This window comes from Geomonas azotofigens, assembly GCF_018919395.1.
GTDB classification, from domain to species: domain Bacteria; phylum Desulfobacterota; class Desulfuromonadia; order Geobacterales; family Geobacteraceae; genus Geomonas; species Geomonas azotofigens.
Genome location: NZ_JAHLME010000002.1, coordinates 333,960 through 355,261 on the forward strand (window position 1 = coordinate 333,960; position 21,302 = coordinate 355,261).

Below are 21,302 nucleotides of genomic sequence, written 5' to 3' on the forward strand. Positions count from 1 at the left end.
CCTTTCGTGGCGTCAGTCATCGGCCACCGTAACCCTTAGGACTTCCTCGAATGAAGTGACGCCTTCCATTAACTTGGTGAGGCCGGATTGGCGCATGGTCTTGACCCCCAGGCGCATGGACTCGCGCTTGATCTCGGCGGTGTTGGCGCCGTTTAGGATCAGCTCGCGAATCGGCTCCAGCATCGGCATGACCTGGTAGAAGCCCACCCTCCCCTTGTAACCGGTGCCGTTGCACTTGGGGCAGCCGGTGCCGCGGTAGCAGACCACGGAGGGTGCCTGTTCGGCGGGGATTCCGGCGTCGATCAGGGCCTGCACCGGCACATCCTCGACCACCTTGCATTCGCCGCAGACGCGGCGTGCCAGGCGCTGGGCCGTGATCAGGTTGACCGCGGAGGCGACCAGGAAGGGCTCGATCCCCATGTTGAGCAGGCGGTTGATGGTCGAGGGGGCGTCGTTGGTGTGCAGGGTCGAGAGCACCAGGTGGCCGGTGAGGGCCGCCTTGACCCCGATCTCGGCGGTCTCGAAGTCGCGGATCTCGCCGATCATGATCACGTCCGGGTCCTGGCGCAGGAAGGCGCGCAGGGCCGCGGCGAAGTTGAGGCCGATGTCCTCGTGCATCTGCACCTGGTTGATGCCGGCAAAGTTGAACTCGACCGGGTCCTCGGCGGTGGAGATGTTCTCGGTGACCTTGTTCAGTTCGGAGAGGGCGGAATACAGCGAAACCGTCTTGCCGCTACCGGTAGGACCGGTGACCAACACCATGCCGAACGGCTTGTGGATCTCCCGCTGGAAGTGCTCCAGCGCCTCCGGCTCGTAGCCCAGTTTGGTCATGTCCAGCTGCAGGTTGCTCTTGTCCAGAAGACGCAGAACGATCTTTTCGCCGAACAGGGTGGGGAGCACCGAGACGCGGAAGTCCATGTCCTTGCCCCCCCCCAGCTTGATCTTGATACGGCCGTCCTGCGGCAGGCGCCGTTCCGCGATGTCCAGCTCGCTCATGATCTTGATGCGGGAGGTGATGGCGTTTTTCAGCTTCAGCGGGGGTTTCATCACCTCGTAGAGCACGCCGTCGATGCGGTAGCGTACCCGGAAATACTTCTCGTAGGGCTCGATATGAATATCGGAGGCCTTTTTCTTGATGGCGTCGGTGAGGATGAGGTTCACCAGCTTGACGACCGGGGCGTCCTCGGTGGCGCGCTCGAGAGAGCCGACGTCGATATCCTCTTCGTCCCCGACGACCTCCAGGTCCTCCATCTCCAGGTCGCTCATCACGTCCGCCAGCGAGGCGCTCTGGTCGTAGAGCCGGTCGATGGCGGCCTTGATGGCGCTCTCGGCGACCACGACGACTTCGACGTTGTACCCGGTCATGAACTTGATGTCGTCGATGGCGAAGATGTTCGAAGGATCGCTCATGGCGATGATGAGCGTGGAACCCGCCCGGTTCACGGGCACGATCTGGTACTTGTGGGCGATTTCGGCGGGGATGATCTTGACGACGGCGGCGTCGACCTCATAGTCGGCGAGGTTGATGGTCGGTACACCGTACTGCTTTGAGAGAAACGAGGTGAGATCTGCCTCATTGATCAGTCCATCCCTGACCAGAATGGAGCCAAGACGCAGTTGGCTACCTGCGGACTTCTGTTCCGCGAGCGCCTGCTTCAGCTGTTCCTTGGTGATCAGGTTGTTTGTGACCAGCAGTTCACCCAGTCTGCTTACGTGCATAGCTACCTCAGGGGTTAAATATCCTGTGAATGGTATTTTGTAATCACGTTAATGTCAAGGAATTGCTCTAACCTACAAAACCGCGGCCAGCGCGCCCTCCATGCACCCCCGGGGTGGCGTGGCGCCGGTCCAGATCCTGAAGGCAGCCTCCCCCTGGGCGACCAGCATCCCGAAGCCGTTGGCGCAGGGGATCCCCAAGGCGCCCGCCTGGGCAAGGAGCGGGGTAACCGGCGGCGCATAGACCATGTCGTAGACGCACGCCCCCGGCGCGAGGGAGGAGAGAGCGAGTCCAGCAAACGAGTCCCCCGCCATCCCGACCGATGTGGTGTTGACCACGAGGTCGAAGGAGCCCATGAAGCCGGGGTCGGCAAGCGAGGCGAGACCGCCCCCCTCGCACCGGGTCGCCGTCAGGCGCGCGCCCACCAGGTGCGCCAGCGCGACCGCGGCATCCGTGGAACGGTTGGCGATGGCGATGCCGGCGGCCCCGGCGGCGGCCAGCGACACCACGGCGCTGCGGGCCGCCCCCCCGGCGCCCAACACCAGGACCCGCTTCCCCTCGGGGTCGCAGCCCAGTTTCTCGCGCAGCGCGGCGATCAGGCCGATGCCGTCGGTATTGTACCCGAAGAGCCGTCCTTCCCGCGCCACCACGGTGTTGACCGCGCCGATCAGCTCCGCCTCCGGGGTGACCTGGTCAAGCAGGGGAATGATGGCGACCTTGTGGGGGATGGTGACGCTGAAGCCGGCCACACCGAGCGACTTGAGCCCCGCGATACCCTCGGCCAGGCGCTCGGGCGCCACCGGGAAGGGAACGTAGATCCAGTCGAGATCCAGAGCCTGGAAGGCCGCGTTGTGCAGCACCGGCGAGAGCGAGTGCGACACCGGCCAGCCGATGATCCCGGTTACCGTGGTCTTTCCGGTGATGGCCATCACTGTGCCCCGGTCGCCTTCAGAATGGCGTCGACCTGCGGCTTGTTCTCCGGCGAGATGGCGGCGGCGATCTGGAGGTCGCGCACCCCCGCCTCCTTCTGCCCCATGCGCAGCCGCGTCTGTCCCGACTCGATCAGGGCCGCGGCGTAGATCAGGATCGCCTTGCCGGTATCGAGGTCGCGGAAGAACATGTCGTGGTCGCCCAGCACGCCGCGCAGCGAGTAGATGGGCCAGCTGTCCAGGTCGGGGGGGGACTGCGGAACGCTGGCGCTGTCCAGACGGAAGGTGATGCCGCGCTGGTGCAGCACGAAATTATTGAAGTTGATCGAGTACTTGGTAGAGAAGTCGACGAAGACGGGGCGGCGGTTGTACTGCTCCATGACCGAGGTGAGCAGCGTGTTGTCCGGGGAGCGGTACTCCATCGGCATCTTGCGCAGCTGGCTCTGCTTGAACATGCGCGGCATGGAGTCCAGGTACCAGTCAAAGACCAGGTGCGGGGTATGCGGCAGGTCGAGGTCCTCGCGCATCCGCTCCACCCCCTGCAGGTACCAAAGCGGGAAGGCGCCCGAGTCGCCCCAGGTGTACATCACCGCGTCCTGCGGCAGCGAACGCAGGGTGTTGGTGGCGTAGTCGAAGGCGATGTAGTTCTCGTGCTGGTCGTTCTCCACGAAGTTCTGGGCGAAGATGGTGGCGGGGAGCATGAAAAGAAGCGCCAGGAGCCCCACGCGCAAGGGCGCCGAGTCGGGGAGGCGCTGGGCCGCCTCCTTCACCACGGTGAAGAGTCCCACCCCGATGAAGACCGCGGTGAGGAGGTAAAGCGGGGTGAAGAACTCCTCGGTGAGGAAGATCAATTCCCCCGGCGTGTTGAAGTAGCCGACGATGACGGCCAGGAACGCGCCCAGGGTGATCAGGTACCCAAGCACCAGTTCGCGCTTTCTGAAGAGGAGGTAGCTCAGGCCGATGATGAGCAGCGCCATGCCGACCACGGTGAACTCGTAGGGGACGTTGAAGGCGTTCAGCTGCGCCCAGAGCAGGCCCAGGTCGCGGGCGGGCTTCTCCACGGGGTATCCCTTGCGCAGTATGTTCCAAAGGAACTGCTCGAGGTTTTTCGAGTCCCCCCAGTTGAGCACCGGGTTCTGGAAGGCGCGCACCACCAGGTGCAGGTGGATGCCGAAGCCGAGCACCCCGAAGGCGAAGGCGATGAAGAACTCCTTGAAGCGCATGATGACGCGGTGATCGGCGGACCAGAGCAGGAAGGCGTAGGTCGGGATCATCAGCACCATGATCTGGTGCGCGCCCGCGCCCAGGCCGCAGAGAAAGGCGCCGAGATAGACGTAGGCCGGGCGCTCCTCGCCGGCGAGATAGCTCTCACGCCACAGGAGCATCAGGTAGAAGACCACGGCGCAGATAAAGGCGAGCAGCGGGTACGGCTTGTCGTGGTTGGACTGCAGCCAGAGCCTCGCGGTGCAGGCGAAGGTGACGGCGGCGGCGAGGGCGGAGAGCTTCACCGGCAGTTCACGGAACCTCCCCTGCCAGGAGGTCTCCTCCCCTTCCAGGAACTTCACGGTCAAGAGGTAGACGCCGTAGCAGGCGAGCCCCGCCGAGACCGCGGTGGCGAAGTTGACCCTGAAGGCGATGCTGCCGATGGGAAGAAAGGTGAACGGCTTCGCGTAGTTGATGAACAGCGGGTACCCCGGGGAGTGCGCGACGCCCAGCGACGCGATGGCGGTCAGAAACTCGCCGCTGTCGAAAAAGGTCACCGTGGGGGCCAGTGTCAAAAGGTAGATGAACAAGGGGATGCTGAAGGCCAGGATGGCGAAGGCATCCAGCCTGCCGAGGATTCCGTTATTGTTCACGCAGTTGCTCCTGAGAGGTATTTTCGCTGATGGTCCTGATGGAAAGCTTGTCCCGCCACAGGCAGCCAAGCCCGGCGATGGTGACCGGGAAAAAGCCCATGGCGTGGATCACGATGGCGATGCTGAGGGCCCGCTCGCTCCCGATCTGGAAGGCAGACAACGCGGTGACGCAGGCGAGGTGGTGGGTCCCGATGAACCCCGGGGAGGCCGGCACCATGACCGCGAACACCAGGAACACCATGATGAACATGGACGCCGTCGCCGGCAGCACGACCCCGAAAGCCCGCAGCATCAGGTCCACGGGCCAGATGGCGGTGGCCCAGACCAAGAGGGAGCTGACCAGGATGCCAAGGACGGCGCCGAGGTTCCCGGGAAAGCGGATGCCCGAGATGAAAGAGCGGAGGACGCCGTCGATCTTCTCGCCCAGGTGCGGGGCGACCGGGTGCACCAGGCGCGCCACCAGCCCGAGGGTGAGTTCCGTGTGGCGCCTGAGCAGGAAGAGAAAGGCGAGCACCCCGAGGTAGAGCGCGAAGGTGACGTACCCCCCGGTGACCAGCGCGCGCTGGATCCCCTCCATTCCGGCGGGAAGCCTGATGGTGAAGAAGGTGATCAACAGCACCAACAAGATGGTGAAGCCGTCGCAAAGCCGGTCCAGGACCAGGGAGGCGAACACGGCGCTGGTGCCGATCCCCTCCTTGTTGCCCAGCGAGTAGGCACGCACCAGTTCGCCCAGCCGCGCCGGCAACAGGTTGTTGGCCATGTAACCGATCAGGGTGGAGGGGAACAGGTTCCCCATGGTGGTCTTCTTGATGGGGAGCAGCAGGAACTTCCAGCGCACCGCGCGCAGGTAGTAACTGACGAAGGTGAGCAGCAGCGCCGGCACCAGGTAGCGGTACTCAAGCCCCGCGAAGGCCTCCGCCATCTTGTGGAAGTCGATCTTCCTGAACAGGAAAAAAAGGCACAGGGCGCTGATGGCGAGGCCGAGCAAGAGCTTTTTATCGAGTTTTTCCGTGAACAATGGGGCTCCTGTCTTCAGTTCTCGCCTGCTTGCGCGGTCGCCCGCGAGGGGACTGGCTCCGCCAGGTGCCTGTCCCCCTTTCTGGCCTGTCAGGGGGTGTCCTTGGCCGGCGCCGTCATGCAGTCCCAGTCGCCGCCGCTCTCGGAGGCGACCGGACGGGCCTCCCGGAGTATCTCGCGGCAGCGCGCGACATCGGCCGCGATGGCCTGTTTCAGCTCATCGAGCCCCGCGAACCTCTTCTCGCCGCGCAGCCGTTCGATGAAGAAGAGCGTGATCTCGCGCCCGTAGAGGTCTCCCTCGAAGTCGAGCAGGAACACCTCGATGGAGAGGCGTGCGTTGCCAAAGGTCGGGTTGGGACCGATGTTGCAGGCCCCGTCGAAGAGCCGGTCCCCCAGGCAGACCTTGACCGCGTACACGCCGACGGACGGGATCAGGTCCTTGTCGGTGTCGATATTGGCGGTGGGAAAGCCCAAGCCGCGGCCCCGCTCGTGACCGTGCACCACCTTCCCCGTTATGGAGAAGTGCCGCCCCAGGAGCTGCGAGGCGGCGGCGACGTCGCCCGCGCTCACGAGCCTTCTCACCGCGGTGGAACTGTAGACCGTGGCGCCGTCGGAGATCGGCTGCAGTTCCTCGACGCTGTAGCCAAAGCGCGTCCCGAGCTCCCGCAACAGTTTCACGTCCCCTTCCCTGCCGCGCCCGAAGGCGTAGTCGTAGCCGATCACGAGCCGCTCCAGCCCGATCGCGTCGACCAGCACCCGCTGCAGGAACTCGGTGGCGGGCATGGCCGCGAAGGTCCGGTCGAAGGGGATCTCCAGCAGGTAGTCGATGCCTGACCCCTCGATGAGCGCCTCCTTCTCCCGGCAGGTGGTGATAAGCCGCACCTCCTTGTGGGCCGCGAGCACCTTGAGCGGGTGGGGCGCGAAGGTGATCACCACGGAGACCCCGCCCAGCTCGCGGGCCAGTTCCCGCACCCTGCGGAAGATCTCGCGGTGCCCGAGATGCACGCCGTCGAAGTTGCCGATGGTCACCACCGGGCGGCGCAGTTTTTCCTTTATTTCGGAAACGTTTCTGAAAATGACCATGAACGGAAGGGACCCTCAGGCCTCGGCCGGCTCGACGTCCGCCCGGGGAACTTTCTTCTTCCCGAACAGGAGCGCGACCCAGATGCTGATCTCGTACATGAGATAGAGCGGGATCATGATGACGAACATGGTCACCAGGTCCGCATGGAAGGCGGCGACGATGGCGCTCGCCAGGAGCGCGTATTTCCTGCGGGTGGCCAGCATGCGGTAGTTGACGATGCCGAAGCGGGCCAAAAGCAGCGCCAGGATCGGCAGTTCGAAGATGAGGCCGAACATGAGGATCAGGCGCAGGCAGAAGTTGATGTAGGCCGAGATGTTGTACCAGCTCTGCAGCCCGGTCGCCTCGTAGGAGAGCGAGAAGTTGATGATCACCGGCCAGATGATGATCAAAAAGAACATCGCCCCGGCGCAAAAGGCGAGTGTGGCCGTGGTGACGAAGGGAACCACCAGCCGGCGCTCCTTGCGCGTCAGTCCCGGCGCCACGAAGAGCCAGAACTGGTGGAACAGGACCGGGAGCACGATGACCAGGCCGGCCAGCATGGAGATCTTGCACTGCACGAAGAACGGCTCGAGCGGCGCGCTGTAGTTCAGCATGCGCGGCTTTTCCGCGACCGCGTGCTCCTCGCCCAGCTTCATGCGCTGGTACGCCTCGGGGTAGCTCTGCTTCACCTTTTCATACAGGGATTTCTTTATGTCGGACAGGTAGGTCTTGCCGGTCAGCGGCTGCTCCACGAACTTCAAGAGGTCGGTGGAAAAGTTCCAGGCGACCCCCATGCCGATGATGATGGCGAAAACGCAGACGATGAGCCGTTTCCGGAGTTCTACCAGGTGCTCCATGAACGGCAGTACCTTTTCTTCAACCATAAAACGTGTATCTCCTAATTAATACCGCGCAGAGCTCAAACCAATTCTATACCACAGCGCGGAAAGCCAGCGCAACAGCTTTCAACGGCGCTTGGGCTTGGGTCGTTTCCCCTTGATGGGGATGCGCTGGTAGGCGTTGCGCACGTCGGCGATCGGCTCGATGGGGCGCTTTTCCAGGGTCCCCACCAGGGCGAACTCGACCTGCTTGCGCGCTTCGTTCACCGCGGCCACCTTGACCCGGATCTTGTCGGCGATGCGGTACATGGCACGGCTTCTCTCCCCCACCAGGGCGTGGCTCTTCTCCAGGTGCACGTAGTAGTCCTGGGGGAGGGTCGCTACCGGCACCATCCCCTCCACGAAGAGGTCGACCAGCTCCACGAAGAGGCCAAAGGGGGCGACGCCGGTGATGAAGCCGTCGTACTCCTCGCCGATCTTGTCGCGCATGAACTGCATCTTCTTCAGGTCGACCATCTCGCGCTCGGCCTCCATGGCGACCCGCTCCCGCTTGCTGGTGTGCAGTGCCGTCTCCGGGAGCCGCGCCTCGAGCCGGTCCTTGTCCGCCTGCTTCATCTTGCCGCCCAGCACCCTCTTCAGGATGCGGTGCACCACGAGGTCCGGGTAGCGCCGGATCGGGGAGGTGAAGTGGGTGTAGGAGGAGGCGGCCAGGCCGAAGTGCCCCAGGTTCTCCGCGCTGTAGCGCGCCTGCTTCATGCAGCGCAACAGCACCTCATTGATGAGCCGCTCCTCGGGTTTCCCCGCCACCTCGGCGAGGAGCTTCTGCAGGGCGACCGGGTTCACCTTCTCGTCCTCCACCTTCAGTGTGTAGCCAAAGCCGAAGACGAACTCGGCGAGGTCCTGCAGCTTGACCGGGTCGGGGTTCTCGTGGATGCGGTACAGGGACGGGACCGGGGTGGACTCCAGGAAATGGGCCACCGCCTCGTTGGCCGCCAGCATGAACTCCTCGATGATGCGGTGCGCGAGGTTCCTCTCGGCCCGGACGATGGCGGTGGTTTCACCCTGCAGGTCCAGGATGATCTGCGGCTCGGGGAGGTCGAAGTCGATGCTCCCCCTCCCCTTGCGCACCGCGTTCAGCCTGAGGGAGAGCTCCTCCATGACCTTCAGGTCCGCGACCAGCTGCCGGTTCGCCTCGATGGCCTCGGCGTCCTGGTCCACCAGGATCTTCTTCACCGTGGTGTAGGTGAGCCGCGCCGCGCTCTTGATCACCGAGGTATAGAACTTCTGGTCCACCCGGGCGCCGTCGGAGTCAAAGAGCATTTCGGCGGTCATGGTGAGGCGGTCCACCTGCGGGTTCAACGAGCAGATGCCGTTGGAGAGCTGTTCGGGGAGCATCGGGATGCAGCGGTCCGGGAAGTAGACCGAGGTTCCCCGGAGGTAGGCCTCGGTGTCCAGGCGCGACCCCTCGACGACGTAGTGCGAGACGTCGGCGATGGAAACCCAGAGGCGGATCTTGTCCCCTTCCCGGGCAACCGAGACCGCGTCGTCGAAATCACGGGCGGTCTCGCCGTCGATGGTCACCGTCAACCTCCCACGCAGGTCCACCCTCCCCTGGATCGCCTCCTCGGTCACCTGCTGCGGCTGTTGTTCCGCCTCGGCCATGACCTTCTCGTCGAAGACGTGGGGCAGCTCGTACTTCTTGATGACGGTGAGCACCTCGACTTCCGGGTCGTTCGCCTCGCCCAGCACCTCGACGATGCGCCCCTCGAGCGGCCTGGCGCCCACGGGGTACGAGGTGATGGCCGCCAGGACGATCTGCCCGTCCTTCGCCTTGGAAGCGCCACCTGCGGGTCCCGGCGTCACGAACAGGTCGCGCCCGAGTTTCGGGTCGTCCGGAATCACCCGTCCCCCCTTGCCGACCGCCTCGAAGCGCCCGACGATCTCGGTGACGCCGCGCTTGACCAGCGCCGTGACGCGCCCTTCCCTCTTGCCGTCGCGCCGGGTCGACACCACCTGCGCCTCGACGATGTCCCCGTTCATATACTCCGAGAGGTAGCGCGCCGGGACGAAGAGGTCCTCGCCGCCATCCTCGGGCATGACGAAGCCGTAGCCGTCCCGGTGGGTGGAGAGTTTGCCGCGTACGCTGTCCCCGCCCCCGGCGACGGTATAGATGCGTCCCGGCAGCTTGGCGATCTCCCCGGTTTCGACCAGGTAGTCGAGCATGTCGTCAAGGCGTCCCCGTTCGTGCCGGGATACGTTGAGGGCCTTCAGCATCTGCCGGTACGGTACCGGCTCCCCCTTGCCGAGCAGCCTCAGGATGGCGTCTTTACCTTTACGCATAAAAATGAACCCCTTCGGGAAATTATTGAAATCAGTACCGTTGGATAATGCAGAAGGGGCAGGAGAAAGTCAAGGAGAGGCGGGAAGGGAACCGTCGATTGCTTTACTATTCAGCGATGTCGTGCGCCAGTCCCTCGCCTCTTCGAAAGGGTGCCCGCAGGGCGATGAGGGCCTTAGCCGTGCACCCTCTCCCGGAGGGAGAGGGGATGTAGCGGCATGGGGCGGCGGATCATGCATTTTGTACCGTGCTTTTGAATTGCCTTTTACGTCGCGCTTCGGTACAAATACGGGTTAGCTTTTGTAACGACAGGGAGTAGCCATGTTTTGCCGTACCATTGCAGCAGCCGCGATCGTGTTGTACGCCACCCTTCCCGCCTCAGCCGTCAATCTCAACAAGCCCGACACGTCGCTCAGCGCAGCCGCCCAGCGCATGCAGGTCAAGGATTTCCGCGGCGCCCGCGACGCCGCCCAGACCATCAACGACCCGGCGCTGCGTTCCTTCATGGCCGGCATCGCCGCCGCCAAGATGGAGCAGTGGGATGACGCCGCGGCCCAGCTCCCGGCGGCGGCCGAAGGGTACCCGCTCCTGGCCGACTACGCCCTTTACTACCAGGGGCTCGCCCTTTCCAAATCGCAGCGCCACGCCCAGGCCCTGGCTCCCCTGTACAAGCTGCTCAAGGACCACGCCGACAGTCGCCTGGCGCGCCAGACCCTGATCCTCTACGCCGACACCCTGGCCGCGGCGGGGTATCCCAAGGAGGCGCAGCAAAGCTACGCCACCTTCGTGGAACGCTATCCTTCCGGCACCGACTCCATCTCCGCGCTGTTCGGCTCCGCGCTCTGCAAGATCAAGCTCGGCGACGCCGCGGCGGCGGCCGCCGTACTGCGCAACATCTACCTCGTCTACCCCGCCTCTCCGTATGCGGACAAGGCGGCGCTGGAGCTGCAGAACCTGGCCGCCCAAGGCATCAGGGCCGAGCCCTACACCAGCGCAGAGCTCTTCAAGCGCGCCGGCACCCTCTACGACCTGGGGCGCCACCTGAAGGCGGCGGAGGCGTACGCCGAGATCCCGCTCTCCGGCGAAAGCGATGACTTCATTCGCAAGGTGAAATTCAAGAAGGGGCAGGCCCTGTACAAGTCGAAGCGGTACCAGCAGGCGCAAAGCACCTTCGGTTCGCTGCCGGGCAACACCGAGGCGGATCTCTGGCTGGCGCGCGCCCTGGACAAGGCGGGCAAAGGGGACGAGGCCCTCCAGCTCTTCCTTAAACTCGGCCAGGACCCCAAGGGCGGCGTCGTGGCACAGGAGGCGATGCTGGAGGCGGCGTACCAGAAACGGTTCCAGAGGCAGTGGAGCCAGGCGGTGCCGCTGTTCAGGAAATACCTCGCCATGGCGCCCAGCCAGAAAAACGGCAACGTCCTCTGGGAGGCCGCGTGGTGCAGCTACCAGGCCCGTGACTACCAGGAGGCGGCCGCCCAGTTTAAAAAGCTCGCCGACCGGGAGGATCTCCGCGACAAGGCGCTCTACTGGCTGGCCAGGACACTTACCCTGACCGGTGACGACAAGGGCGCCCAGTCGGTATTGGCCACCCTGGCCGCGGAATTCCCGCTCGGGTACTACGCGTTGATCAGCAACCAGTTCCAGGCCGGCGATACGCTGCCGCAGCCCCCGAGAAACATCGCGGACGCGCTCCCCATGCCGGCCGGATTCGAGCGGGAGAAGGCGCTCATCACGCTCGGGCTCTTCGAGGAGGCCGCCCGCGAGCTTTCCCTTTCCAAGAAGGGGAAGAACCCGGCCGGGATCGCCAGGTTGTACCTCGAGATGGGCAACTACAACGGCGCCTACCACACCATGGCCAACGAGAAGCCCAGGCGCGGCGACAAGGAGAACGCCACCGTCCTCGGCGTAACCTATCCCCTGGCCTACCGCGACGATGTCGCCAGGAGCGCCGCGGCCCACGCCGTCCCGGAGAGCCTGGTGTACGCGGTGATGCGCACCGAGAGCAACTACTTCCCGGCGGCCCTCTCGCCGGTGGGCGCGGTCGGCCTGATGCAGATCATGCCCTCCACCGCCGAGGCGATGTCCAAGGGTGATTCCAAGCGGCTCACCAGCCCGGACCTGAACATCAAGCTGGGCACCCGGCACCTGAAGGACCTGCTGGAGCTGTACGACAAGAACCTCACCCTGACCGTCGCCGCCTACAACGCCGGCTCGGGCAACGTCAAGCGCTGGCAGAAAGCCTACGGCGATCTCCCGCAGGACGAGTTCGTGGAAAGCATCCCCTTTCGGGAAACCCGCGAATACGTCAAGAAAGTGGTGAGCAGCATGCAGATGTACCAGAGGCTGTACCGCCTCCCCCCTTTCAAGCAACCGGAGCAGCAAAAGGCGACACCGAAGGAAAACCTGGGCACCGTACAAGAAAAGGTCGCCCTGCGCTAGCACGCCACCTCCCCCTGCCAAGAAAAGGCGCCGGACAATAGTCCGGCGCCTTTTCTGTCTCCGGTGGTCGCCAATCATGCACCTGTCGTCGCGGCAAACGCCACATCAGGATTGACAGCATACTGATTATATGCATAATGCTAAAACTTTCAGAGTGTTACAAGCCGGAGGGGCCATGAAAGACCCTGAGATCACCCCCATCGATATCGAGAACAACGTAGGGTTCCTGCTGGCCAAGGCGTACCAGCGGGCATGCCTCATTTTCAAGGAACAGTTCGACCAGTACGACCTGACTCCGCAGCAATTCGGCCTGCTCTGCTTTTTGTGGCGCGAAGACGGCATCAGCCAGGCGCTGCTCTCGGCTAAAAGCCAGATCGACAGAACCACCATGGGCGGCCTCATCGACCGGCTGCAAAAGGAAGGGCTGGTGGTGCGTCGTCCCGACCCGGCCGACCGGCGCGCTTACCGCATCTGTCTCACCGAAAAGGGAAAGGCGCTGGGGCCGGAACTGGCGCCGATCGCACTGCGGGCGCAGGGCGAGTTTATCGCCAAGCTGGAACCGCACGAACTGGAAACCTTGAAGTCGTTGCTCAACAAAATCAGAAGCTGATTCAGGAGCTTTCATGCTTAACCTTCTAGTGCCACTGGCGCTGTTTTTCCTGGCGCTGACCGGCGTAGCACAGGCGGAAACGCTCACCCTCAGGGAAGCGCTCGACCGCGCCACCGCCACCAGCCGGGGGCTCAAATCGGCCTCGCGCGACGTGGAGATAGCCCGCGAGCAGGTGAACGTGGCGCGCTCCACCAAACTTCCCCGCATCGACCTGCAGGGGGGGTATGTCGCCCAGGCCAAGGCCCAGGCCTTCAAGTTCGGCGCGGCGTCCCAGGAGACCCAGGACCCGCGTTACCCTTTCTTCAACTTCAGCATCTACCAGACCCTGTACGACTTCGGCCGCACCAGCGCCAACGAGGCAATGGCACGTTTGCGCGGCGAAGCCGCCGCTTACTCCTACTCAGGGAACCAGCAGGACCTCTTCCTGCAGGTGGTCCAGGCCTATTACGGCATCCTTACCGCGCAAAAACTGGTGCAGGCCGCGGCGGACGAGGTCGTGCAGATGGAGTCGCACCAGAAGACGGCCCAGGCGCTCTTTGACGAGGGTGTGGTCACCAGGAACGACCTGTTGCAGGCCGAGGTGCGGGTCGCCTCCAGTCGTCAAAACGTCTTGAGCGCGCAAAACGAGGTGGCGAACGGGTGGCTCTTCTTGAACTACCTGACCGGCGCCGCACCGGATTACCGCGCCGAACTGAAGGATGAAGCACCGTTGCCGCAACTGCCGGACCAGCAGGGGAATCCCGACCTCGGCCGACGTGGCGAAATCGCCGCGCTGAAGGCGGTGGTCGGCGCCGACGAATACGCCGTCAAGGAAGCCAAGACCAGCCACTACCCGGAGTTCTTCGCCAAGTTCGGCGTCGACTACCTCGCCAACAGCAAGGTGCGCGAGCAGGCCATCACGGCGGCGACCGTCGGCTTCAAGGTGAACCTGTTCGACGGCCCCGCTTCGGCCGCCCGGGTCAGGCAGGCGGTACAGGCCCGTTCCAGGGACGAGGAGAGGCTGAGGGATCTCGAGGAGAGGACCAGGCTTGAGTACGGCATGGCGGTAAACGACCTGAAGGTTGCCGACGCCCGGATCAAGGTCGCCGAGAAGGCCATAGCCCAGGGGATCGAGAACCTGCGCATCACCAAGGACCGCTACCAGGAGCACGTCGGCACCGCGACCGAGGTCGTCGATGCCCAGACGCTTTTGACCAAGACCAGGACCGACTACTACCGCAGCGTGTTCGACCTCCAGGTCGCGGCGGCGAGGGTCAAGAGGGCAACCGGCGAACTGTAACCGCCTACCAACACCACCCCACGGGACAGCGGCCGGTCGCCCGACCGCACCCGATACCGGAGATACCGACATGGCAGACGAAACCACTGAACCGACACCGCCGGCGACCAAATCAGGCCTCAGCAAGAAACAGCGCGGCGGCATCATCCTTTTGATCCTCATCCTGGTGGGCACCCTCTTCGGCGTGCGCCAGTGGGTGCGCAGCAAGACCCACATAGAGACCGACAACGCCTTCGTCGAGGCCCATGTCCACTCCGTGGCGAGCCGCATTCCCGCCCTGGTGCAACGCGTCGCCGTGGTGGACAACCAGTTCGTGCACAAGGGAGACCTGCTGGTCGAACTTGACCCGGCGGACTACCAGGCGCGGCTCAAGAGCGCGTCGGCATCACTGGAGATGGCCAAGAACGAGACCTCCGGCGACTACGCCGAGGTGGAGAGCGCACGCGCCAACGTCGGGCTCGCCGCCGCCCGTCTGGACCAGGCGAACCTCGACCTGAAGCGCGCCGAGGCGCTCTACGCGAAGGAAGTGATTCCCCGGGAACAGTTGGACCGCGCCCGCACCGCGCAGAAGGTGGCCCAGGCCCAGGTCAGGGAAGCGCAGGAGGCCGAGAACCGCGCCAAGGCCATGATCGGCATGTCCGGCAGCGGCTCCAAGGACGCCAGGGTCGCCCAGAAGCAGGGGGACCTGGAAGCGGCCAAGCTCAACCTCTCCTACACCCGCATCGTGGCTCCCAGCGACGGCTACGTGACCAGGAAAGGGGTCGAGGTAGGCAACTACGTGCAGCCCGGGCAGGCGCTCATGGCAATCGTCCCCCTCGAGGACGCCTGGATCACCGCGAACTACAAGGAAAGCCAGTTGACCAACGTCCGTCCGGGGCAGGAGGTTGATTTCACCGTGGACGGCTATCCCGGCCGTCACTTCACCGGCAAGGTGGAGAGCATCATGGCGGGGACCGGGGCGGCCTTCTCGCTGCTGCCACCGGAGAACGCCACCGGCAACTACGTCAAGGTGACGCAGAGGATCCCGGTGCGTATCGCCATCGACAGGAAGAGCGACCCGGAGCATCTGCTGCGCGTCGGCATGAGCGTCGTGCCGACCATCCTTACCGGGCAGACCTTCGGGCAGGTGATCGGGTTCGGGCAGTAGCGATATTCCGTCCCTTTCCTCTGGACACGTTCGGCTGGGCGAATGATTATTCGCCCCTACAGCACTCCCTCTCCCGTTGGGTGAGGGCCGGGGTGAGGGCGCCTCTTCCATCTGAAGATGTTGCAGGGCGGCCACCCTCTCCCGTAGGGCGAGGGTATGGACGGCGAGCGCAACCCAACTGGCGGTTTGATGAAAAAGAGCGCTGAAGAAAAAAACGTCAACAAGTGGCTGATCACCATCACGGTGATGCTTCCCGCCATCATGGAGATCGTCGACACCTCCGTCGCCAACGTGGCGCTCCCGCACATGCAGGGAAGCCTCAACGCCGGCACCGACGAGATCACCTGGGTGCTCACCTCCTACCTGGTGAGTAACGCCGTGGTCCTCCCCATGACCGGCTGGCTGGCGCGCATGTTCGGACGCAAACGCTTCCTCATCACCTGCATCACCCTCTTCACCCTCGCCTCCCTCATGTGCGGCGCGGCCCCCTCGCTGGGCCTGCTCATCTTCTTCCGGGTGCTCCAGGGGGCCGCCGGCGGCGCCCTGATCCCGATGAGCCAGGCGATCATGATGGAGACCTTCCCTCCCTACCAGCAGGGGATGGCGATGGCGATCTTCGGCGTCGGCGCCATGTTCGGCCCCATCATCGGTCCGGCACTCGGGGGGTGGATCACCGACAACATGAACTGGCGCTGGATCTTCTACATCAACATCCCGATCGGCATCATCGCCGTGGTCATGGCGACCTTCTTCATCTACGATCCGAGCTACCTAAAACGGGCCAAGACCAGCATCGACTACTGGGGGCTCGCGCTTCTGACCGTTGGCCTGGGCGCGCTGCAGATCGTGCTGGACAAGGGGCAGCAGGACGACTGGTTCAACTCGGGCTTCATCGTCGCCTGCTCCGTCCTCACCGCCGTCTCGCTGGCGGCCCTGGTCTACGTCGAGTTGACCCACCCGCACCCGATCGTCAACCTGCGCCTGTTCAAGAACGTCTCCTTCTCGGCCGGGAACCTGGTCATGTTCGCCGTCGGCTTCTGCCTGTACAGCTCAATCATGCTGATCCCGCTCTTTCTGCAGACGCTCATGGGGTACAACGCCACCATGGCCGGCATGGTGCTCGCCCCCGGCGGAGTCGCCACCCTTATCTGCATGCCCTTCGTGGGGGCGATCATCCAGCGCTACGACGGCAGAAAAGTCGTCTTCATCGGGCTTCTCATCGCCGCCTACTCCATGCACATCATGCAGGGCTTCACCCTGGAGGCCGCCTACCGCGATTTCGTCTGGCCGCGCGTGGTGCTGGGCATCGGCCTCGCCATGATCTTCGTGCCACTCACCACCGTGACGCTCGCCACCATTTCCAAGGAGGAGATGGGCAACGCGACCGGTATTTTCAGCCTGCTGAGGAACATCGGCGGCAGCGTCGGCATCGCCATCTCGGCGACGCTGCTGGCGCGCTACTCGCAGTTCTACCAGACCAGCCTGGTCGCCCACGTCAATCCCTACAACCCGCAGGCGCAGTCGCAGATCGCGATGCTCAAAGGGGCCATGCTGAATCGAGGGCTGGGTCCCGTCGCCGCCGAACAAGGCGCCTTCGCCATCATCTATGGCAAGGTGGTCCGGCAGGCCTACATGCTCTCCTACAACCGGATCTTCTTCATCGTCGGCATCGCCTTCCTGATCATCATCCCGCTCCTCCTCTTGCTGAAGAAACCGCAGAAGCACCTCCCCCCCGGCGCGGCGCACTGACGCCGGATCAGGCAAAAAAACCAAAAGCTTTAACGCAAAGACGCCAGGCCGCCAAGGCGCAGGAAAAACAACAAGCTGGGGTAAAACACCCACCTGCATCCCTCTGCGTCTCGGCGCCTTGGCGCCTTGGCGTGATGTTTGGGGCATTAAAAAAGGCGGGGGATGGTATCCCCCGCCTTTCATATTTCCAATCTGCTCTTCCGGCTGTTATTTCTTCTTTTCCGCCTCTTCAGCCATCCGCTTCTCGTGGGCCTGCCGGGCCTGGTCCATCTCGGCCCAATGCGCGTCCCAGTCCTTCTTGCGGATGAAGTGCAACCCGACGCTGCCCAGCACGATGCAGACGCCGAAGAAGAATTGCATCACCCGGAACCCTTGAGCCACACCGTAGACCATGCACCCGACACCCACCAACCCGAGCAGGAACGGTGCGCTGAAGATGAGGCTCACCAGGGATTGCTTCTCGTTGCTGTCCGCCATCGAATTACCTCCGAACTGTAGGGGCTAATAATTATTCGCCCGTCGACGCCCACTTTTCACTAAGACCGGCGGCACTGCGTATTCCGGCTGGGGTTGGGGCGAATGATTATTCGCCCCTACAGGAGAACCAGCCCCTTCGGGGAAAACTCGCCTATGCGGTACGGCTGGTGATCAGGATCAGGTGGTACCCGAACTGGGTCTGCACCGGGCCAAGCACCTTGCCTACTTCGCCGCTGAAGACGACCTGGTCGAACGCCGGGACCATCTGGCCGGGACCGAACTCGCCCAGGCGTCCCCCCTGGTTGCCGGAAGGGCAGAGGGAATTGGCGCGCGCCACCTCGCTGAAATCGGCTCCTGCCTCGATCTGGCTCTTCAGTGCGACGCATTCCGCCTCGGTTGCCACCAATATGTGACTTGCTGTAGCTCTCGCCATTTCCATCTCCTTTGCTGTTTTGGGGACTGGCTCCGCAGGTGCCTGTCCCCTTTTCTTTTGGTCCTTTTCTTTATGCGTAGCGCACCAGTTCGGACATGTCGCGCACGGCGCGGTCCAGGCCGACCAGGATGGCGCGGGACATGATGGAGTGACCGATGTTGAACTCCTCGATGCCGCCGATGGCCGCCACCTTCTTCACGTTGGTGTAGTTGAGGCCATGCCCTGCATTGACCCCCAGTTCCAGCTTTCGGGCCAGCTTGACCGCGTTCTCGAGCTTGATCAGCTCCAGATTCTCTTCCTTCCAGGTAGGGGCGTCGGCAAAGGAACCGGTATGGATCTCGATGTAATCGGCGCCGATCTTGTTGGCCACCTTGATCTGGTCCGGGTCCGGATCGATGAACAGGCTGACGATGATGCCACCCGCCTGCAGTTTCTCGATGGCCACCTTGAGCGCTTCCTGGTGGATCCTGACGTCGAGGCCACCCTCGGTGGTAAGCTCCGCCCTTTTCTCGGGGACGAGGGTGCAGCATTCCGGCTTGACCTTGAGCGCGATGGCGATCATCTCGTCGGTAGCCGCCATCTCCAGGTTCAGCCTGGTCTTCACGGTCTGGCGCAGGATCTTCAGGTCGCGATCCTGGATGTGCCTTCTGTCCTCGCGCAGGTGGATGGTGATCTGGTCCGCGCCGGCCAGTTCCGCGATGGCGGCGGCCGCCACCGGATCCGGCTCCACACCACCGCGCGCGTTGCGCAGGGTCGCCACATGATCGATATTGACACCCAGTCTAGCCACGGTTCTCACCTCCCAGGGCTGCGGACGCGGTCTGCGCGATCTCGTCGGCCCAGCTGCGGATAGTCGTCTCGTCGTTGCCTTCCAGCATGATACGCAGGAGCGGCTCGGTGCCGGACCAGCGGATCAGTACCCTCCCCTCCCCTTTGAGCTTCTCCTCGACGTCGTTGATCACCTTGGCGATCTCCGGGACCTGCATCACGTCGGTCTTCTGGGACAGGCGCACGTTCACCAAGACCTGCGGCAGGGAGTGCATGACCAGGGCGAGTTCGGAGAGACGCTTCTGGCGCCGCTGCATGATGGCGAGCACCTGCAGCGCGGAAAGGATGCCGTCCCCGGTAGTGTTGTGGTCCAGGAAGATCATGTGCCCGGACTGCTCGCCGCCCAGGTTGTAGCCCCCCTTGAGCATCTCCTCGACCACGTAGCGGTCGCCCACGGCGGTCTTGATCACCTCGCCGCCGGCGCGCTTCATGGCGATGTCGAGGCCCATGTTGCTCATCACGGTGGCCACCAGGGTGTTGTGCTTCAGGGTCCCCATTTTCAGCATGTCGGTGGCACAGATGGCCATGATCTTGTCGCCGTCGACCACGTTGCCGTACTCGTCCACGAAGATGACCCGGTCGGCGTCACCGTCGAGCGCGATGCCCAGGTCGGCGCCGTGCTGCTTCACCGCCTCGCTCATCACCTCCGGATGCAGCGAGCCGCAGTCGGCGTTGATGTTGGTGCCGTTGGGCTTGACGCCTAAGGAGATCACCTCCGCACCCAGTTCCTCGAAGACGGCGGGGGCCACCTTGTAGGCGGCGCCGTTGGCGCAGTCGAGCACGATCTTAAGGCCGGACAGGTCGAGGTCCTTTGGGAAGGTACTCTTCAAAAAGACGACGAAACGTCCCTGGGCATCGTCGATGCGGTAGGCCTTGCCCACCTCCTTCGCCGTCGGGCGCAGGGAATCGATGCGCTTGGAGAAGATCAGTTCCTCGATCATCAGCTCGGTCTCGTCCGGGAGCTTGAAGCCGTCGCGGGAGAAGAACTTGATGCCGTTGTCTTCGAAGGGGTTGTGCGAGGCCGAGATAACCACACCGGCGTCGGCGCGCATCGAGGAGGTGATGTTGGCGATGCCCGGGGTCGGCAGCGGGCCGACCAGGAGCACGTCCACCCCCATGGAGCAGATGCCGGCCATGAGGGCGCTCTCCAGCATGTAGCCGGAAAGGCGGGTGTCCTTGCCGATCACGATGCGGTGGCGCTTCTTGCCGTTCTTGAATATGTAGGCGGCGGCGCGGCCGATCTGCATGGCCATTTCCGCCGTCATCGGGTAGACGTTGGCCACACCACGGACCCCGTCGGTACCGAAAAGCTTCTTCATCTGTTCACCTCTAGTTGATTTATTTGCGGCTACTCAGCATCCCCTCTCCCTCTGGGAGAGGGAGCCGGGTGGAGAAGCATTTTAGTACTTGTTCTTCGTCGCCAAGGTAAAGCTCGCCGTGGCGGGCGCGACGTGCATCACCTTGATCTCCGGATCGAGGTTGAACTCCGCCTCTTTCATCGATACCTGCTGCAGCCCCGGTTGCGCGCCGGCCAGGTCAATGTCGCAACGGGTCTGGCGGAAGGGAAGCAGGAACAGCAAAATGCGCGGCCCCGACACCACCACCTCGACCTCGGCGGGCGCCCCACCGTCGAGCTTCAGCCCTGCCGGCATCCGGTGCAGGTTGACCGGCAGCACGAGCAGCATCTCCCCCGGGCGTTCCAGGATCACGCTGAGCCAGATCAACACGGCCAGGAGCACCGAGAGGAACTTCACTCCCTTGAGCCATTCGTGTCCCTTGACGTGCGCCGTCATTTAAGCCACCTCGGTTCCACCAGCCTTCTCAAGGTCTTGCCCAGCGAGGGCATGTCGATGACATCGGTCTTCTTGCCCCCAACGATGACCGAGGCGGTGCCGGTCTCCTCGGAAACGACCACGACCACGGCATCGACCAGTTCGGTGAGGCCGATGGCCGCGCGATGACGGGTCCCCAGGCTCTTGCTCACCTCGAGGTTCTGGGTGAGCGGCAGGAAACACCCGGCCTTGGTCAGTTTGCCGTGCTGGATGATCACGGCGCCGTCGTGGATGGGCGAGTACGGCAGGAAGATCGAGGAGATCAGCTCGCTGGTCACCTTGGCGTCGATGTCGGTGCCGACCGCCAGGTAGCTGTCCACGGAGATGGCGCGTTCGATCACGATCAGGGCCCCGATCTTCTTCTGGGCCAGCCCCGCCACCGCGAACACCAGTTCGTCGATGACGTCGGACATCTCGACGTCCTTCTCGGTGCGGCTTCTCGCCAGCGTGGCGAAGGCCCTGCGGATATCGGTCTGGAAGATGACCGCCAACCCGACCACCGAGGAGGCCAGGATGAGGTCGACGATGAGCCGGACGGTCTGCAGCGAGAAGAAACGCGCCAGGAGGTGCAGGGCGACGAGACCCGAGAGGATGGCGAGGATGCGCAGCGCGAGCACTCCCTTGAGAAGCCGCGCCAGCCTGGAGACGATCAGTATCGCGAGCGACAGGTCCACGAGGTCCCGCAGGATGCCTATGTTTTGCAGGAATGAGTTCATCCGCACCGGTCGGGAAGCTGCGCTTCCGGTTTT

At 63.7% G+C, this 21,302-nt stretch carries 18 protein-coding genes; 5 read left to right on the forward strand and 13 right to left on the reverse strand.

The window, feature by feature from the left end:
• Positions 1–12: 12 nt before the first annotated feature.
• The 7 genes from pilB to rnr form a co-directional block, all read right to left on the reverse strand.
• Positions 13–1,719, reverse strand: a complete 1,707-nt coding sequence (gene pilB / locus KOL99_RS06495) for a type IV-A pilus assembly ATPase PilB (protein WP_216509668.1) — start codon at positions 1,717–1,719, stop codon at positions 13–15.
• Positions 1,720–1,791: 72 nt separating this feature from the next.
• Positions 1,792–2,646, reverse strand: a complete 855-nt coding sequence (locus KOL99_RS06500) for a shikimate dehydrogenase (RefSeq protein ID WP_216509669.1) — start codon at positions 2,644–2,646, stop codon at positions 1,792–1,794.
• Complete coding sequence (locus tag KOL99_RS06505; protein WP_216509670.1) at positions 2,646–4,502, reverse strand: glycosyltransferase family 117 protein; 1,857 nt, start codon at positions 4,500–4,502, stop codon at positions 2,646–2,648. The genes KOL99_RS06500 and KOL99_RS06505 overlap by 1 nt, the downstream gene beginning before the upstream one ends.
• Complete coding sequence (locus KOL99_RS06510; protein WP_216509671.1) at positions 4,492–5,520, reverse strand: lysylphosphatidylglycerol synthase transmembrane domain-containing protein; 1,029 nt, start codon at positions 5,518–5,520, stop codon at positions 4,492–4,494. The genes KOL99_RS06505 and KOL99_RS06510 overlap by 11 nt, the downstream gene beginning before the upstream one ends.
• 89 nt (positions 5,521–5,609) lie before the next feature.
• The gene (locus KOL99_RS06515; RefSeq protein WP_216509672.1) at positions 5,610–6,602 is read right to left on the reverse strand and encodes a bifunctional riboflavin kinase/FAD synthetase; all 993 of its coding nucleotides are present in this window, start codon (positions 6,600–6,602) and stop codon (positions 5,610–5,612) included.
• A 15-nt stretch (positions 6,603–6,617) separates the two neighbouring features.
• Positions 6,618–7,466, reverse strand: a complete 849-nt coding sequence (gene tatC, locus KOL99_RS06520) for a twin-arginine translocase subunit TatC (RefSeq protein WP_216509673.1) — start codon at positions 7,464–7,466, stop codon at positions 6,618–6,620.
• 81 nt (positions 7,467–7,547) lie between these two features.
• The gene (gene rnr, locus KOL99_RS06525) at positions 7,548–9,761 is read right to left on the reverse strand and encodes a ribonuclease R (RefSeq protein WP_216509674.1); all 2,214 of its coding nucleotides are present in this window, start codon (positions 9,759–9,761) and stop codon (positions 7,548–7,550) included.
• 319 nt (positions 9,762–10,080) lie between these two features.
• Here rnr and KOL99_RS06530 point away from each other — a divergent pair, with 319 nt between their 5' ends.
• The 5 genes from KOL99_RS06530 (at position 10,081) to KOL99_RS06550 (ending at position 16,983) form a co-directional block, all read left to right on the forward strand.
• Positions 10,081–12,198, forward strand: coding sequence for a lytic transglycosylase domain-containing protein (locus KOL99_RS06530; protein ID WP_216509675.1), 2,118 nt, complete (start codon positions 10,081–10,083; stop codon positions 12,196–12,198).
• A 175-nt stretch (positions 12,199–12,373) separates the two neighbouring features.
• A complete protein-coding gene (locus tag KOL99_RS06535) occupies positions 12,374–12,808 on the forward strand; it encodes a MarR family winged helix-turn-helix transcriptional regulator (protein WP_216509676.1) in 435 nt (144 codons plus the stop codon).
• Between the two features lie 13 nt (positions 12,809–12,821).
• Positions 12,822–14,087, forward strand: coding sequence for a TolC family protein (locus tag KOL99_RS06540; protein ID WP_216509677.1), 1,266 nt, complete (start codon positions 12,822–12,824; stop codon positions 14,085–14,087).
• 70 nt (positions 14,088–14,157) lie between these two features.
• Positions 14,158–15,234, forward strand: a complete 1,077-nt coding sequence (locus KOL99_RS06545; protein WP_216509678.1) for an HlyD family secretion protein — start codon at positions 14,158–14,160, stop codon at positions 15,232–15,234.
• A gap of 189 nt (positions 15,235–15,423) precedes the next feature.
• Positions 15,424–16,983 (forward strand): DHA2 family efflux MFS transporter permease subunit, encoded by a 1,560-nt coding sequence (locus KOL99_RS06550; protein ID WP_216509679.1) that lies wholly within the window; start codon positions 15,424–15,426, stop codon positions 16,981–16,983.
• Between the two features lie 207 nt (positions 16,984–17,190).
• Here KOL99_RS06550 and KOL99_RS06555 read toward each other — a convergent pair whose 3' ends face one another.
• The 6 genes from KOL99_RS06555 to cdaA all read right to left on the reverse strand — a co-directional run bounded on the left by KOL99_RS06555 (position 17,191) and on the right by cdaA (position 21,269).
• A complete protein-coding gene (locus tag KOL99_RS06555) occupies positions 17,191–17,460 on the reverse strand; it encodes a hypothetical protein (RefSeq protein ID WP_216509680.1) in 270 nt (89 codons plus the stop codon).
• A gap of 151 nt (positions 17,461–17,611) precedes the next feature.
• Positions 17,612–17,893 carry a peptidylprolyl isomerase gene (locus tag KOL99_RS06560; RefSeq protein ID WP_216509681.1) on the reverse strand — a complete coding sequence of 94 codons (282 nt, stop codon included), beginning with the start codon at positions 17,891–17,893 and terminating at the stop codon, positions 17,612–17,614.
• Between the two features lie 70 nt (positions 17,894–17,963).
• A complete protein-coding gene (locus KOL99_RS06565) occupies positions 17,964–18,683 on the reverse strand; it encodes a pyridoxine 5'-phosphate synthase (protein WP_216509682.1) in 720 nt (239 codons plus the stop codon).
• Entirely contained in the window at positions 18,676–20,040 is a 1,365-nt protein-coding gene (glmM, locus tag KOL99_RS06570; RefSeq protein ID WP_216509683.1) for a phosphoglucosamine mutase, read from the reverse strand. The genes KOL99_RS06565 and glmM overlap by 8 nt, the downstream gene beginning before the upstream one ends.
• A gap of 81 nt (positions 20,041–20,121) precedes the next feature.
• Entirely contained in the window at positions 20,122–20,514 is a 393-nt protein-coding gene (locus KOL99_RS06575; RefSeq protein ID WP_216509684.1) for a YbbR-like domain-containing protein, read from the reverse strand.
• Positions 20,511–21,269: a diadenylate cyclase CdaA gene (gene cdaA, locus KOL99_RS06580; RefSeq protein ID WP_216509685.1), complete on the reverse strand. Its 759-nt coding sequence runs from the start codon at positions 21,267–21,269 to the stop codon at positions 20,511–20,513. The genes KOL99_RS06575 and cdaA overlap by 4 nt, the downstream gene beginning before the upstream one ends.
• Positions 21,270–21,302: the final 33 nt, after the last annotated feature.